At 76.8% G+C, this 14,931-nt stretch carries 13 protein-coding genes; 5 read left to right on the top strand and 8 right to left on the bottom strand.

Translation table 11 applies throughout. From position 1 onward, the window contains the following. Window positions 1-374 precede the first annotated feature (374 nt). Both SH587_RS14365 and SH587_RS14360 read left to right on the top strand, forming a co-directional pair. Window positions 375-887: a MarR family winged helix-turn-helix transcriptional regulator gene (locus SH587_RS14365; protein ID WP_320671319.1), complete on the top strand. Its 513-nt coding sequence runs from the start codon at window positions 375-377 to the stop codon at window positions 885-887. Continuing rightward, a complete protein-coding gene (locus SH587_RS14360; protein ID WP_320671318.1) occupies window positions 884-2,200 on the top strand; it encodes an MFS transporter in 1,317 nt (438 codons plus the stop codon). The genes SH587_RS14365 and SH587_RS14360 overlap by 4 nt, the downstream gene beginning before the upstream one ends. On the opposite strand, the gene SH587_RS14355 is transcribed toward SH587_RS14360, so the two are convergent. Both SH587_RS14355 and trkA read right to left on the bottom strand, forming a co-directional pair. Further along, on the bottom strand, window positions 2,083-3,618 hold the full coding sequence (locus tag SH587_RS14355) for a TrkH family potassium uptake protein (RefSeq protein ID WP_320671317.1): 1,536 nt from the start codon (window positions 3,616-3,618) through the stop codon (window positions 2,083-2,085). The genes SH587_RS14360 and SH587_RS14355 overlap by 118 nt on opposite strands. After that, window positions 3,615-4,964: a Trk system potassium transporter TrkA gene (trkA, locus tag SH587_RS14350; RefSeq protein WP_320671316.1), complete on the bottom strand. Its 1,350-nt coding sequence runs from the start codon at window positions 4,962-4,964 to the stop codon at window positions 3,615-3,617. Before trkA ends, SH587_RS14355 begins: the two co-directional genes overlap by 4 nt. Before the next feature lie 90 nt (window positions 4,965-5,054). Here trkA and SH587_RS14345 point away from each other — a divergent pair, with 90 nt between their 5' ends. Continuing rightward, a complete protein-coding gene (locus SH587_RS14345; protein WP_320671315.1) occupies window positions 5,055-5,528 on the top strand; it encodes a GNAT family N-acetyltransferase in 474 nt (157 codons plus the stop codon). Here the strand turns inward: SH587_RS14345 and SH587_RS14340 are convergent. The 4 genes from SH587_RS14340 to SH587_RS14325 are packed head-to-tail and all read right to left on the bottom strand — an operon-like array spanning window position 5,525 to window position 9,442. Continuing rightward, entirely contained in the window at window positions 5,525-7,135 is a 1,611-nt protein-coding gene (locus tag SH587_RS14340; protein ID WP_320671314.1) for a cobyric acid synthase, read from the bottom strand. The genes SH587_RS14345 and SH587_RS14340 overlap by 4 nt on opposite strands. Before the next feature lie 41 nt (window positions 7,136-7,176). Then, window positions 7,177-8,133: a cobalamin biosynthesis protein gene (locus SH587_RS14335; RefSeq protein ID WP_320671313.1), complete on the bottom strand. Its 957-nt coding sequence runs from the start codon at window positions 8,131-8,133 to the stop codon at window positions 7,177-7,179. After that, on the bottom strand, window positions 8,130-8,768 hold the full coding sequence (locus SH587_RS14330; protein ID WP_320671312.1) for a histidine phosphatase family protein: 639 nt from the start codon (window positions 8,766-8,768) through the stop codon (window positions 8,130-8,132). Before SH587_RS14330 ends, SH587_RS14335 begins: the two co-directional genes overlap by 4 nt. Beyond that, window positions 8,765-9,442, bottom strand: coding sequence for a TetR/AcrR family transcriptional regulator (locus SH587_RS14325; RefSeq protein ID WP_320671311.1), 678 nt, complete (start codon window positions 9,440-9,442; stop codon window positions 8,765-8,767). Before SH587_RS14325 ends, SH587_RS14330 begins: the two co-directional genes overlap by 4 nt. Window positions 9,443-9,633: 191 nt before the next feature. Here SH587_RS14325 and SH587_RS14320 point away from each other — a divergent pair, with 191 nt between their 5' ends. Both SH587_RS14320 and SH587_RS14315 read left to right on the top strand, forming a co-directional pair. Further along, a complete protein-coding gene (locus SH587_RS14320) occupies window positions 9,634-11,262 on the top strand; it encodes a YncE family protein (protein WP_320671310.1) in 1,629 nt (542 codons plus the stop codon). Window positions 11,263-11,326: 64 nt separating this feature from the next. Further along, window positions 11,327-12,817, top strand: coding sequence for an FAD-binding oxidoreductase (locus SH587_RS14315; RefSeq protein ID WP_320671309.1), 1,491 nt, complete (start codon window positions 11,327-11,329; stop codon window positions 12,815-12,817). Here SH587_RS14315 and SH587_RS14310 read toward each other — a convergent pair. Both SH587_RS14310 and SH587_RS14305 read right to left on the bottom strand, forming a co-directional pair. Then, window positions 12,814-13,224 (bottom strand): YkvA family protein, encoded by a 411-nt coding sequence (locus tag SH587_RS14310; RefSeq protein WP_320671308.1) that lies wholly within the window; start codon window positions 13,222-13,224, stop codon window positions 12,814-12,816. The two genes, SH587_RS14315 and SH587_RS14310, sit on opposite strands and share 4 nt — an antisense overlap. A 1-nt stretch (window position 13,225) precedes the next feature. Continuing rightward, on the bottom strand, window positions 13,226-14,863 hold the full coding sequence (locus SH587_RS14305; RefSeq protein ID WP_320671307.1) for a PAS domain S-box protein: 1,638 nt from the start codon (window positions 14,861-14,863) through the stop codon (window positions 13,226-13,228). Window positions 14,864-14,931: the final 68 nt, after the last annotated feature.

The following is a 14,931-nucleotide window of genomic DNA, read 5'->3' as shown; positions in this document are numbered from 1 at the left end:
GAAGAACGTCACATGCCGGCGGCCCCCACCCGCCCCATGCGACGTTCGCGGCCGCGGGCGGGGGCGAACGTCACACGGCGGACGGAGCGGCTGGGGCATGTGACGTTGGCCTCCCGCCGGGGCAGGGGCGGAATGACGCCGCTGCCGTGCGGCTGATCCCGCCGACGCCGCCCCGAACCGCCACCAGCCCCCGCTCCCGTACGTGCCTCTGACGAAGGCCAATCAGGCCCGCCGGAGCCGCGGCCCGCTCGCCTGACCGACCCGGCCACGGCACGCTCACCGGCCAGCTGCCCACGCCCCGAGCCACCACGCCACCCGCCGACCACGCCGACGCGCCCCACCCACCGCCATATAGTTCGCTAAACTAATTACCAGTGCGAACTACGTCCGACGACGATCCAGCCGAGCTGGCCGCGCATCTGCGGATCACGATCGCCCGCGCCGCGCGGCGGCTGCGGCAGACGAGCGACCCCGACCATCCCGATCTGGGCCCGACGCTCGGTGCCGCGCTGGCGACGATCGCCCGGCACGGGCCGCTGACGCCGAGCGAGCTGGCCGAGCGGGAGCGGATCCGGCGCCCGTCGGCCACGCGAATCGTGGCCAAGCTGGAGCAGCACGGCTACCTGGTCCGGCACAGCGATCCCGAGGACGGGCGCTCCTGCCGGGTCGCGATCACCGACGCCGGCCAGGCCCACCTGGCCGAGGTCCGGTCGCGCAAGACCGCGTTCCTCGCCCGGCGGGTCGAGCGGCTCTCGGCCGCCGACCGCCAGACCCTCGAACGGGCCGCGACGCTGATCGAGCAGCTGCTCGACGACGACGGCCCGGCCGCGACCCCGAACGACACCCACCTCACGCCCGCGACGGCGGCGACGAAGGGAGCCCGATGACGGAGACCCTCCACCGCACCTTCGACTCACTGCACGTCCCCAACTACCGGCGCTACTTCGCCGGCCAGGTCGTCTCGGTCAGCGGCAACTGGATCCAGAACGTCGCCGCGATGTGGCTGATGGTCCAGCTGACCGGCGACGGGCTCGCCGTCGGCCTGACCGCCGCCCTCCAGTTCCTGCCGCTGATGCTCTTCGGCGCCTGGGGCGGGCTGCTCGCCGACCGCGTCGACAAGCGGCGGCTGCTGATCGCCACCCAGACCGCGCTGATGCTGCCCGCGGTCGTGCTCGCCGTCACCACCGCGACCGGGATCGTCACCCCGCTGGTCGTCTACGCGATGGTCTTCCTGCGCGGCGCCGCGATGGCGATCGACAACCCCGCCCGCCAGTCGCTGCCGATCGAGCTGGTCGGCCCCGACCGCCTGGTCAACGCCGTCGCCCTCAACAGCGTCGTGATCCAGAGCGCGCGGATCGTCGGCCCGGGCATCGCCGGCGCCACGATCGCGCTGGTCGGGATCGCCTGGTGCTTCGTGCTCGACGCCCTCACCTTCGTGGCGATGATCGCCGCCCTCTGGCGGCTCGACCCCGACCAGATGCACGTCGCCCCCCGCGCCGAGCGCCGCCCCGGCGCCGTCCGCGAGGGCGTCCGCTACGTCCGCCGCACCCCGACGCTGCTGATCCCGCTGGGGATGATGGCCCTGATCGGCCTGCTCTCCTTCAACTTCCAGATCGTGCTGCCGCTGATGGCCCACGACACCTGGCAGGGGACCGCCACCACCTTCACCCTCCTGACCATGACGATGGCCGTCGGCTCGGTGATCGGCGCGCTCGTCGCCGGCGCCCGCGCCCGCGTCACCCCGCGGCTGCTGGTCGGCGCCGCCACGCTCTTCGGCGGCTTCCAGCTGCTGGCCGCCGTCGCCCCCAGCCTGCCGCTCCAGGTCGCCCCGCTGATCCTGCTCGGGATGGCCTCGGTGACCTTCTCCGCCGGCGTCAACTCGACCCTCCAGCTGGAGGTCGAGCCGGCGATGCGCGGCCGGGTGATGGCGCTCTACTCGCTGGTCTTCCTCGGCTCGACCCCGATCGGCGCCCCGCTCGTCGGCTGGATCGCCGGCGCCGCCGGGCCGCGGGTCGGGATGGCGATCGGCGGGATCGCCGCGCTGGTCGCCGCCGCCGGCGCGGCCGCCGCCTACGCCGCCGATCAGCGGGCGCGCCAGAGCCCGCGCGTGAACAGCGCCAGCACGGTGAACAGCTCCAACCGGCCGAGCAGCATCAGGAAGCTCAGGCCCAGCAGCCCCGAGTCGGGCACCTCGGCGTAGGACTCGATCCCGCCCAGGCGCCCGAGCCCGGGACCGACGTTGAAGAGGCAGGCCGCGGCGCCGGAGAAGGCCGACAGCAGGTCGTAGCCGGCCGCGGCCAGCAGCGCCGCCCCGCCGACCAGGGCGATGAAGGCGACCGCCATGAAGCCGAACGCCGCCCGCACCGTGTCGTCGGTGACCGGCTTGCCGCCGATCCGCACCACCACGATCCGCTGCGGCGCGATCTGGCGCTGGATCTCGGCCCGGACGCCGCCGAAGAGCGTCATCCAGCGGCGGACCTTGAAGCCGCCGGTCGTCGACCCGACCATCCCGCCCGAGGCGATCGCGATCAGCACCAGCAGCCGCGCCTCCTCGCCCCAGCTGTCGGGATCGGCGGTGGTGAAGCCGGTCCCGGTCACGATCGAGGCCGAGGTGAAGAGCCCGTCGAGCGCCGAGCGCGGCGCGTCGCCGCCGTGGGCCGCGATCGCCAGCAGCACCCCGATCGCGAGGATGAACAGCAGGTAGGCCCGCAGCTCCGCCCAGTGGTGGCCGATCCCGCGCCGCAGCACCAGCCGCCACCAGACCACGTAGCTGACGCCCGCGGCCACCATCAGCACGAACATCGCGATCTCGACCGGTGCCGAGTCGAAGCCGCCGGCCGAGGCGGTGCGGGTCGAGAAGCCGCCGCTGGCCACCATCGACATCGCGTGGTTGATCGCCTCCCACGGCGTCAGGCCGACCAGCAGCAGCACCACCAGCGCGACCGCGGTCGCCGCCAGGTAGAGCTGGGCGGTGATCCGGGCCGTGTCGCGCATCTGCGGGGCGACGGTCTCCTCGGTCGCGCGGCTGGTCTCGCCGAGCAGCACTCGCCGCGCCGCGCCGCCCGCCGCCGGCGCGACCGCGACGAGCAGGACGACGATGCCGATGCCGCCGATCCAGTGGCTCAGCGAGCGCCACAGCAGCACCGCGTGGGCCTGGCCGTCGACGTCGGCGATCGCGGTCGCGCCGGTGGTGGTGATCCCGCTGGTGCCCTCGAAGATCGCCTGCGCCAGCCGCGGCGTGGCGTCGCTCAACAGCAGCGGGACGGCGGCGAAGAGGCTCGTCGCCAGCCAGGTCAGGCCGGCGGCCATCAGCCCGTCGCGGCCGGTCGGGGTCGGCATCGCGCGGCCGACCCACGAGCGCCGCAGCAGCAGCGTCAGGATCGTCGCCGCGACCGCGGTCCCGCCGAACGCCCCCACCGCCCGCTGGTCGGTGATCGCCGCCACCAGCGTGCAGAGCAGCGCCGCCGCGGCCATCGCGACCGCGCCGGCGGTCAGCGCGCGGCGGGTCAGCGGGCCGAAGCGGGCGCCGATCGGCGAGCGCCGGACGCGGGCGGCGGAGCGACGCGCGGCCCGCGCCCGCGACGCGCGGTCGAGCGCCGGGGCGGGCCGGCGGCTCACGACCCGAGCACCGAGCCGAGCTTGGCCGCGCCGTTGCCGGTCGCCAGCACCAGCAGCACGTCGCCGCCGGCGAAGCGGTCGATCTGGCCCGGGAAGCGGACCTCGCCGTCGCGGACCACCGCCGCCAGCAGCGTCTCGCGCGGGAGCGCGCCGACCAGCGGCCGCCGGCAGAGCGGGCTGCCGTCGCCGATCCGGTACTCCAGCGCCTCGAGCCCGTCGACCAGCAGCGTGCTCTTGCGGGCCCCGGTCCCGCGCGAGGTCCGCAGCATCCGCTCGGCGGCGGCCAGCCGCGGGGCGACCGTGCCGTCGACCCCGAGCGCCTCGGCCAGCGGCGTGAACTCCTCGCGCGAGAGCACCGCCTGGACCAGCCCGATGTCGAGCCGGTCGGCGTGGGTGCAGGCCAGCAGCGTCGTCCGGTCGTCGCCGGCGCAGGAGACGAACGCGTCGCAGGTGTCGACGCCGGCCTCGCGCAGCGCGTCCTCCGAGGCGCCCTCCTCCCACAGCACCTCGATCGTGCGGTCGGACAGCTCCTCGGCCGCCTCCCGCGCCAGCGCTTCGTCGGGCTCCAGGACCACGATCTCGCGGCCGGCGGCGGCCAGCCGGGCGGCCAGCGCGACGCCGATCTGACCGGCCCCGAAGATCGCCACCCGGTGGACCGGCTGGGCGTCGGGGTCGATCTCGCGACAAGCCTCCTTCAGCTGCTCGCGCGGGCAGGCCAGCACCAGGTGGTCGCCGGGCAGCGGGGTGGTGTCCTTGTTCGTCAGGTGCACGCGGCCCTCGCGCAGCAGCGCCACGATCCGCGAGTCGGTGACGTGGGGGCGGGTGCTGATCGCGCGGCGGGCGGCCGGCGAGCCCTCGGTGACGATGCACTCGGCCAGCGCCAGCCGGTCGTCGACGAAGGTCTCCACCCGCACCGCGCCGCGGACCCGCAGCGCCCGCTCCAGGTCGCCGACCGCGGCCAGCTCGGGGCTGACGAGCAGGTCGATCCCGAGCGTCCCGGCGACCGAGTCCTCGCCCTCGGCGTAGTAGTCCGCGTCGCGGACCCGGGCCATCGTCTGGGGCGGGTTGTCCGGGTTCTGCTCGCGGGCCAGCAGGCAGGCGAGCAGGTTGGTGGCGTCGCTGGCGGTGACGGCGACGAACAGGTCGGCCTCGCCGGCCCGGTGCTCGGCCAGCTCGCGCGGGCTGACGGCGTCGGCCCGCTCGACCCGCACGTCGAGCCCGGAACGGGAGCGGCGCAGCAGCAGGTCCCGGTCGCGGTCGAGCACGACCACCTCGTGCTGCTCCCGCGCCAGGTGGCCCGCCAGGTACCACCCCACCTCGCCCGCACCCACGATCAGCGCACGCATCGCGACAACCATGCCTGATCCGGGGGACGGCGGCGTCACGCCCCGCTCGCGGACGGCGGTGGAGCCGGTCGCTGCGCTTCACTTGGGGTCATGAGCCCGCATCGGATCGACCTCGTCGGCGCCGGCGACGTCGGCGCCCTGGTCCCGCTGATGGAGGCCTACTGCGGCTTCTACGAGCAGACGGAGAAGATCCCGCCGGCCCCGGCCGACGCGCTCGAGGACCTGGCTCGGGCGCTGGTCGCCGACCCCGAGCGGCACGGCGTCCAGCTGCTCGCCCGCCGCGAGTCGGACGGGACCGCGGTCGGCTTCGCGACGGTCTACTGGACCTGGTCGACGATCGACGCGGCCCGGATCGCCGTCCTCTACGACCTCTACGTGGCCCCGAGCGATCGCGGCAGCGGCCTGGCCGAGGCGCTGATCGCCGCCGCCCGCGACCAGGCCCGCCGCCACGGGGTGCGGGCGCTGACCTGGACGACGGCGCCCGGCAACGCGCGGGCGCAGGCGGTCTACGACCGGCTCGGGGCGTCGCGCTCGACCTGGATCGAGTACGAGCTGCCGGTCTAGTCCAGCGGCCCGCAGGCGAGCGTCGGCAGCCCGCCCGGCGCGCCCTCCCGCAGCAGCCGCAGCAGCGCCGGGCCGTCGAGGTGCTGCTCGACCAGGTCGCCGAGCGCGTCCAGCCGCCGCTCGCGGACCTCGGCGAAGCGGACGTCGCCGGGACGGAACCCGCGGCCGGCGGTTGCCGCCGCCCAGCCGAGCAGCGCCCGCCGCGCCTCGTCGTGCTCCAGCAGCCCGTGCCACGAGCTGCCGACGACCGTCCCGACCACGCAGCCCTCGTCGGCCGGATCGGCCTCGCCGCCGGCCGCGGCGACCGGATCGGCGTCGATCAGGCGGAGGCCGCCGTGGCGGACGACCCGGCCGTGGCGGATCTCGTAGCCGCCGGCGTCGACCCCCGGCCCGTCGGCCGCGAGCGCCCCGTCGCCGCCGACCCGCAGCCGCCCCGTCCGCCGGCGGGTGATCTTGTCGGCCGCCATCGCCGTCCGGACCGGCAGCAGGCCGAGCCCGGGGACGGTGCCGTCGCCGGTCTCGATCCCGTCGTCCTCGACCTGCTCGCCGAGCATCTGGTACCCGCCGCAGACGCCGAGGATCGCCCGCCCGCGCGCCGCCCGCTCGCGCAGCACCTGGTCGAGGCCGTCGGCCCGCAGGTGCTCGAGGTCGGCGACCGTCGCCTTGCTGCCGGGCAGGACCACCAGGTCGGCCTCGCGCAGCAGGTCGGGGTCGCGGGTCAGCCGCAGGTCGACCTCGGGCTCGACGGCGAGCGCGTCGAGGTCGGTGAAGTTGCTGATCCGGCGCAGGCCGACGACCGCCACCCGCAGCGCGTCGGCGGCGCTCGAACGGCGGTCGAAGCGGCGCAGCGCCAGGCCGTCCTCGGCGTCCAGCTCCAGCCCCTCGGCCCACGGGACGACCCCCAGCAGCGGCCGCCCGGTCAGCCGCTCCAGCGCCGCCACGCCCGGCTCCAGCAGTCCCGGGTCGCCGCGGAACTTGTTGATCACGGTGCCGGCGATCAGCGCCTGGTCGGCCGGGTCGAGCAGCGCGATCGTCCCGTAGTGGGCGGCCAGGACGCCGCCGCGGTCGATGTCTCCGACGACGATCGTGGGGATCGACGCGGCCCGCGCCAGGCCCATGTTCACGAAGTCGCCCTCGCGGAGGTTGATCTCGGCCGGGCTGCCGGCGCCCTCGCAGATCACCGCGTCGAAGCGGCCGCGGAGCGTCGCCAGGCTGTCGAGCACGGCATCGCGCAGCTCGGCCCGCAGCCGCCGGTAGTCGCGGGCGCCGGCGGTCCCGAACGGCCGTCCCAGCAGCACCACCTGGCTGACGCGGTCGCCGGTCGGCTTCAGCAGCACCGGGTTCATCAGCGCCTCGGGCTCGATCCCGCAGGCGGCGGCCTGGACCGCCTGGGCGCGGCCCAGCTCCAGCCCGTCCGGGGTCACGGCCGCGTTGAGGGCCATGTTCTGGGCCTTGAAGGGCGCCACCCGCACGCCCTGGCGCGCCAGCCAGCGGCAGATCCCGGCGGTCAGCAGCGACTTGCCGGCGTCCGAGGTGGTGCCGGCCACCAGCAGCGTCCCGGCGGGCGCCGACGGGTCGAGCGGGCGGGTGCGGGGGACGGGCGGCACGGACGGGATCCTGACGGGTGGGGTCGCTGTCGGGTCGGCGGTCAGCGTCGCCCGCGGCGGAGGCCGGGCCGCAGCGCGACGGCCGCGGCGGCGAGCGCGGCCAGCGCGCCGACCCGCAGCGACAGCCGCGCGGCCCGCTCCAGGTCGGCCGGCTCGGGGGCGCGGCCGTCGCCCAGCTCGGGCCGCTCCTCGACCCGGCCGCCGTAGACGTTGCGCCCGCCCAGCCGGACCCCGAGCGCGCCGGCGAAGGCGGCCTCGACCCGGCCGGCGTTGGGGCTCGGGTGGCGGTGGCCGTCGCGGCGCCAGGTCCGCCAGGCCCCGCCCGCCGAGCCGCCGACGGTGGCCGCGGCCAGGCAGGTCAGCGCGGCGCCGCCGCGGGCCGCCGGCCAGCCGGCGACGTCGTCGGCGCGGGCCGCCGCCCAGCCGAATCGCTCGTAGCGGGGCGAGCGGTGGCCGACCATCGCGTCCATCGTGTTGAGGGCGCGGTGCAGCGCCACCCCGGGCGCGCCCAGCAGCGCGCCCCAGACGAACGGGGCGACGACGGCGTCGGAGCTGTTCTCGGCCACCGACTCCAGCCCCGCGCGCGCCAGCCCGGCGGCGTCGAGCGTCGCCGGGTCGCGGCCGACCAGCGTCGGCGCCAGCGCCCGCGCGCCCTCCAGGTCGTCGCGGGCGATCAGCGTCGCCAGGTCGTGGCCGGCCGCGGCCAGCGAGCGACCGCCGAGCGCGGCCCAGGTGACCGCCGCGACCAGCCCCGTGCGGGCCGCGGGGCGCCGCCGCAGGGCGCGGTCGGCCAGCAGCACCGGCCCGGCGCCGAGCAGCGCCCCGGTGGCGGCGTAGGCCGTCCCGGCCGCGCGGTCGTCGCGCCACAGCCGTGCCTCGACCGCCAGCATCGCCTGGCCGAAGAGCGCCACCGGATGCGCTCGCCGCGGGTCGCCGAAGGCGCGGTCGGCGGCCCAGCCGAGCAGCAGCCCGGCGGCGATCGGGGCCCGCTCGCTCACGCCGGCGGGCCGTCGTCGGGGTCGTCGTCGGCGGTCGCCCGCGCCCGCCGCAGCTCGTCGCGGGGCGGGGTCCAGTTGGCCCGCACCAGCCGCCAGCGGCCGTCGTGGGCGTGCAGCTCGGTCAGCGATCCGGGGGCGACGTCGATCCGCCAGGCGGCGCTGGCCGGGGCCCCGAGCGCGACGGCGATCGCGGCCCGCACGACCCCGCCGTGGGTGACGGCCACCGTCGGCTGCTCGTCGGCCGCCCGCCGCTCCAGCCAGCCGCCGACGCGGGCGCAGAGCGCCTCCAGCGACTCGCCGCCGCCGGGCGGGGCGAAGCCGGGGTCGGTCATCCAGGCCACCACCGCCTCGGGCGTCTCGCCGTGGAGGTCGGCCAGCGCACGGCCGGCCCAGTCGCCGAAGCCGGCCTCGCGCAGCTCGTCGTCGACGGGCGCGTCGGGGTGGCCGAGCGCGGCCGCCGTCTCGCCGCAGCGACGGGCGGGGGAGCGGCGGACGGCCGGGCGCGCGGGCAGGTGCGGGAGCAGCGCCCGGGCCTCGGCGACGCCGCGCGGGTCGAGCGGCTCGTCGTGCGGGAAGGCCGCGGCGCGGACGGCGGCCGTGGTCCCGTGGCGGACGAGGAGCAGCCGGGCGGTCAACGCTTGCGGGCGCGCTTGGCCGGCGGGCGCGGCGGCGGCGCCTGGCCGGTCACGATCGGCAGCACGTGCTGGCGGGCGAACTCGCGCAGCGCGTCGTCGTCGCCGATCGGCATCAGCGTCTCCGGCTGGGCGATCAGCGACATCGTGAACCGCGCCAGCAGCTCGGCGGTCAGGTCGACGTTCTGCGGCCGCAGCCGGCCGGCCTCGACGTGACCCCGCAGCAGCGCCGCCACCACGCTGCGGCCGAGCGTCAGCAGCGGCCCGCTGCCGCCGGTGACCCACTGGCCGACGTCCTCCGGCTCGGTCTCGCGCACCCGCTTGAGGATCGGCTGCTCGACGATCGCGTTGAACGCCAGCACCGTCGCCTCGGCCAGCTGCTCGACCGGATCCTCGATCGCCAGCAGCGGGGCGGCGATCTGGGCCACGACCCGCTGCGCCTCGCGCAGCATCGCGGCCATGATCAGCTCGTCGCGCTGGGGGAAGCGGCGGTAGACGGTCATCCGCCCGACGCCGGCGCGGCGGGCGATGTCGCCGACGCTGGCCCGGCGGATCCCGATCGCCTGGAACTGCTCGACGGCGGCGTCGAGGATCCGATCGCGGACCGGATCCTCGTCGTCGGCGCCCGCGTTGGCGAGCGCGAGGGCGAGCAGATCGGGTGTCGAAGGCGTGGACACGACGCCGATCATGCCAGGAGCACCCGTCGGCGCGGGGGCAGGAGCGATCGCGCGGCCCGGGCAGGGCCACGTCGGCGTGGCGCGGAGCCACCCGGAGTTTCAGAAGTGTAACCACCCTGGTAGGCTGGCGCCGTTCGCTGGCTCGCCGCGGCACCGCAGGCGCGCCGGCCGGTCGTTCCGAGGGAGTCCTGATGCCGCTGTTCCGCCGCCCACGCCGGCTCGCGCTGCTGGTCGCGAGCCTGCTCGCGACCGCCGCCGCCGGGCCCGCCGCCGCGCTCGCCGAGGGGCCGGCCGTCCCCGCCCAGCCGGGCACCCGCGAGGTGATGCTCGTCGGCAACAACTGGGACGGCACCGCCGACGTCGTCGACACCACCAGCTTCAAGCGGCTGTTCCGGATCAACATCGTGCCGGACCTGCAGCAGCGGATCGCCGAGATCCAGCGCGACCCGGTCCAGCTCGTCTACTACGCGCTGCTGATCCGCAACCTGATCGGCGAGGGCCACGACCAGCTGGTCGACGACATGTTCACCAGCCACGACGGGCGCTACGTCTACGTCTCGCGGCCGAGCCTGGCCGACGTCGTCGCGATCGATCTCCGCACCCACCGGCTGGTCTGGCGGACCCGGATCGACGGCAACCGCTCCGACCACATGGCGATCTCGCCCGACGGCAAGCAGCTGCTGGTCTCGGCCTCGACGGCCAAGGTCGTCGACGTGGTCGACACCGCCACCGGCCGGATCACCCACCGGATCCCCTCCGGCGACCAGCCGCACGAGAGCAACTACTCGGCCGACGGCAAGCGGATCTACCACGCCAGCATCGGCTCGGTCTTCACCAACTTCGACGACCCCAGCCAGGACTCGGCCAAGGGCGACCGGGTCTTCGAGGTGATCGACGCGAAGACGTTCAAGGTCCTCCAGCAGGTCCACATGAACCGCAAGATGGCCGAGTTCGGGGTCCAGGGCGCCAGCGCGGCCGTGCGGCCGATGGCGATCGCCCCCGGCGAGCGCTACATCTACCTGCAGCTGTCGTTCCTCCACGGCTTCGTCGAGTACGACCAGCAGGAGCAGCGGGTGACCCGGGTCGCCGCGCTGCCGCTGAGCGCGAAGGCGAAGACCCTCAGCCGCGAGCAGTATGTACTCGACTCGGCCCATCACGGGCTGGCGATCAACCCCGAGGGCACGAAGCTGTGCGTCGCCGGCACGATGTCGGACTACGCCGCGATCGTCGCCCGCGCCGACTTCCGGACGACGGTGATCCCGGTCGGCGACAAGCCCTACTGGGCGACCAACAGCAGCGACGGCAAGTACTGCTACGTCTCGGTCAGCGGCGAGGACCGGGTCGCGATCATCTCCTACGCGAGCGAGAAGGAGATCGCCAGCATCCCCGTCGGCGACCACCCGCAGCGGGTCCGCGTCGGCCGCCTGCGCGACGGCTCGGGGCTGCCCTCCAGCTCGCCGCCGGCCCAGCGGGTGGCGCCCGGCCGGCTCTCGCTGCGGGCCCGCCCGACCAGCGACCGGCGGGCGCCGTTCCGCTTCCGGCTCAGCGGCGAGCTCGGGCTGCCGCTCGGGATCGGTGCGGTCGCCGGCTGCTCGGGGACGGTCCGGATCGACCTCCACCGCGGCGGCCGGCGGGTGGCGCGGACCAGCGCGCGGCTGCGGACCGTCGGCGCTCGCTGCCGCTACCAGCGGACGCTGCGGGTGCCGGCGCGGGCGCTGCCCGGGCGCGGTCGGGTGGCGCTGCGGGCCAGCGCCCGCTTCGGCGGCACGCCGCTGCTGACCCCCCAGCGGGCGCGGACGCTGCGGCTGACCGCCCGCTGATCGCGGCGAGCGGGGCGGCGCCGGGAAGGTCGGCGGCGGGGCGCCGATCGGTCATCCTCGGACGATGGTCGATCGGCGCTCGCGACGGACGCTGCTGCGCGAGGGCGCCGCGCTGACGGTGGCCGCGGCCGGCGGTGCGCTGCTCGCCGACGGCGCGACCGCGGCCGGCCGGCCCTCGCCGGCGGCGCTCCGCGAGCTGGCCCGGCGGACCCGCGGCCCGGTCGTCACCCCCGGCTCCTCGCGCTACGCCGCCGCCCGCCGGATCGCCCAGGGCGCCTACGCGCCGCGGCCGGCGGCGGTGGTCCAGGCCCGCGACGCCGCCGACGTGGCGGCGACCCTCCGCTGGGGCGCCGAGCGCGACGTGCGGGTGGTCCCGCGCAGCGGCGGCCACGGCTTCGCCGGCTGGGCGGGCGGCGATCCGGCCAGCGTCGTCGTCGACCTCGGCCGGCTGCGCCACGTCGGGATCGCCGACGGCCAGGCGGTGGTCGGCCCCGGCGCCCAGCTGATCGACGTCTACGCCGGCCTCGCGCGGCGCGGCCTGACGCTGCCGGCCGGCACCTGCCCCTCGGTCGGCTTCGGCGGCCTGGCGCTCGGCGGCGGGATCGGCCCGGCGGTCCGCGGGCTCGGCCTGACCAGCGACCGGCTGCGGTCGGCGCGGGTGGCGACCGCGACCGGCGAGCTGCGGACCGTCGACCGCCGCGGCGACGAGGAGCTGCTGTGGGCGCTGCGCGGCGGCGGGGGCGGCCAGTTCGCGGTCCTGCTCGAGGCGCGGCTGGAGCCGGCGGCGGTCCGCCGCAGCGCCTGGTTCGCGATCTCGTGGCCGTGGTCCGCGGCCGAGCAGGCGCTGGCCGCCTGGCAGGCGCTGGTGCCCGACGCCGACCCGCGGCTGTCGAGCACGTTCTCGCTGCTGCGGGGCACGACGCCGGCGGTGCGGGCGATCGGCCAGTGGCTGGGCGACGACGTCGGCGCGCTGCGGCGGGCGATCGCGCCGCTGACCCGGATCGGCGGCGCGCGGCTGTCGAGCGGCGTCGCCCCGCACCTGACCAACCAGCTGCGCTGGGCCGGCTGCCTGGGCCAGCCGCTGGCCGCCTGCCACACGGCCGGCACCCGGCCCGGCGGGCGGATGCCGCGCGAGACCTGGGCCGGCACCAGCGACTACCTGGCGCGGCCGCTCGACGCCGCCGGCCGCCGGCGGCTGACCGCCCGGCTGGAGGCGCGGCGCGGCGGCTCGGGGGCGATCATCCTCGACGCGCTCGGCGGCGCCGTCCGCGACGCCGCCGATCCCGGGGCGTTCCCGCACCGGGCGGCGATCGCCCAGATCCAGCACTACGCCCAGCCGGGCAGCGGCGGCCTGGCCGGCGCCCGGGCCTGGGTCCGCGGCAACCGGCGGGCGCTGCGCGGGCGGACGACCGGCGGCGCCTACGTCAACTACCCGGACCCGGGCCTCGGCGGCTTCCGGCGGGCCTACTACGGGGCCAGCCTCGAGCGGCTGCGGGCGGTCCGCCGGCGGGTCGACCCCGACCGCCGGCTGCGGTTCCCGCAGGACGTCGGCTAGCGCGGCCGCTCGCCGCCGCGGCGGCCGTCGAGCAGCCGCGCGAGGACCCGCGGGTTGGCCGGCCAGGCGGCCTCGATCAGCGGTCGCGGCACGCTGCGGGCGGCGAACCGCATCAGCAGCACCACCGCGACCACGTCGTCGAGCGGGCCGATCACCGGCAGGAACTCGGGCAGCAGGTCGATCGGGGAGAGCACCCAGAGGACCGCGAGCAGCAGCGCGAGCTTCGCCCGCCGTGGCACCTCGGGCGCACCACGCAGCGTCCGCGCGGTCGCGACGCAGGCGGGCAGGAACTCCAGCAGGTCGCGCAGCAGCCCCGGCGGCAGGCGGCGGGCCAGCAGCACCATCGCCAGGCCGCAGAGCGCCCACAGGCCGACCGCGATTCCGGCGGCCCACAGCAGGCCCTCCACCTCAGACGCCGGCCTGCTCGAGCGCCAGCGCGGCGTGGTCGGCGACGGCGACGAGGAACCCGAGCTGGGTGTCGTCGGGACGCCGGCCCGAGGTCGCCTGGTCGACCGAGAGCAGGCCCAGCAGCTCGCCGTCGGCGCGCCGCAGCCGCACCAGGATCACGTCGCCGGGCTGCTCGGCATCGCTGTCGTCCGGCAGCGGCTCGAACGCCGGAGCCCACGAGATCTCGGTCGTGCGGTCCGGGGCCAGCTCCTCGGGGACGTGGAAGGCACCGGCGCGCTCGAACCGCGGCTGCAGGTAGTAGTCGAGCCCGTCGAGCGGGTAGGTGGTGCCGACCGCCTTGCGGGCGAGCGGCTCGTTGCTGGCCCAGACCACGCGCAGGCGGTCGGGCTCGCGCAGGTTCAGCAGTGCGTTGTGCCAGCCGAGCACGTCGCGCAGCACCAGCGCCAGCTCGTCGAGGACGGCGTCGCGGCCGCCGGCGACGGCGTGGTGCAGGCGCGACAGCCGGCGGGTCAGATCGATCGCCGTCCGCCGGTCCTCCTCGGCCCGCGCCCGCTCGGTGGCCTGCCGCAGCTCGTCGAGGTCGCGGACCACCACCAGCGTGCCGGTCAGCCCGCCGACGCCGTACTGGACAGCCTGCGCGACGCACTGGGCGGTGACGCGGGTGCCGTCGAGGCGCAGCAGCGGCGTGGTCGTCTGGACGCCGGGATCGGGCAGCGGCCGCTCGCGCACGATCTCGCGGGCCACCAGCTCGCCGTCGTCGAGCCAGAACGGCAGCCGCGCCGGGGGCTGGCCGACGAGCCGGTCGCGGGGGTAGCCGGTCAGCTGGACCAGCGCGTCGTTGACCTGCACCACGCGGCCGTCGCGGACCACGAAGAGGGCGTCGCGGAGGGCCGAGACGAGCGCCGCCGCCCACCGCCGCTCCTCGCCCAGCTCCTCCTCCTGCCGCCGCTGGGCGGCGAGCGCGGTCCGCGGCAGCCAGACGGTCGCCCGCAGGCCGGGGCCGGCGGGTTCCAGCCGCAGCCGGCCGCCGAAGGCGGTCGCGGCGCGATCGAGCCGCGAGAGGCCCAGGTGGCCGGCATCGCGGGCCGCCGCTACCGCGCCGTCGGTCAGGCCGCGGCCGTCGTCGGCGACCACGACCCGGATCCCGTCGTCCTCGACATCGACGGTCACCTCGACCCGGCTGGGGGCGGCGTGGCGGGCGGCGTTGCCGGTCAGCTCGCGGACGATGTCGCGGATCTGGGCGTCGTGGACGCCGCTGGCCGCGGGGTCGACCGTGACGGCGTGGGCGAAGCGGCCGCGGCGGGCGACGTCCTCGACGATCCGCTCGATCGCATGGTCGAGCGGCAGCGTGGCGAGCGCGTCCTCCTGCAGCGACCGGGTCAGCGAGCGCAGCGCCGCGAGCACCCCGCCGACCTGCTCGCGCAGCTGGGCGACCTCGTCCTGGTCGATCGTCTCGCGGACCTCGGCCAGGTCCTGGCCGAGCACGAACAGCCGCGGCAGCGCGTCGTCGTGGAGCGCGTCGGCCAGCCGCGTCCGCTCGCGCCGCCGCTCGTCGGCCAGCTCGGCCAGCAGCCGCGAGCCGTCGAGCCGGGCGGGCTCGGGCGTCGGGCCGGCGGCCGGCTGCTCGTCGTGCGTCACGCGGAAACCCCCGACGGGAAACGTATCGAGCCCCGGTCCCTGCACACAGGACCGGGGCTCGATATGCG

The organism is Patulibacter defluvii (genome assembly GCF_034096925.1).
In the GTDB taxonomy this organism is placed as follows: domain Bacteria; phylum Actinomycetota; class Thermoleophilia; order Solirubrobacterales; family Solirubrobacteraceae; genus Patulibacter; species Patulibacter defluvii.
This window is presented reverse-complemented; position numbering and strand designations above follow the sequence as displayed.

Bases quoted from the DNA above. Each gene is read 5' to 3' on its own strand.
- SH587_RS14360 (WP_320671318.1), top strand. From the start codon at position 884: ATGACGGAGACCCTCCACCGCACCTTCGACTCACTGCACGTCCCCAAC.
- trkA (WP_320671316.1), bottom strand. From the start codon at position 4,964: ATGCGTGCGCTGATCGTGGGTGCGGGCGAGGTGGGGTGGTACCTGGCG.
- SH587_RS14345 (WP_320671315.1), top strand. From the start codon at position 5,055: ATGAGCCCGCATCGGATCGACCTCGTCGGCGCCGGCGACGTCGGCGCC.
- SH587_RS14320 (WP_320671310.1), top strand. From the start codon at position 9,634: ATGCCGCTGTTCCGCCGCCCACGCCGGCTCGCGCTGCTGGTCGCGAGC.
- SH587_RS14315 (WP_320671309.1), top strand. From the start codon at position 11,327: ATGGTCGATCGGCGCTCGCGACGGACGCTGCTGCGCGAGGGCGCCGCG.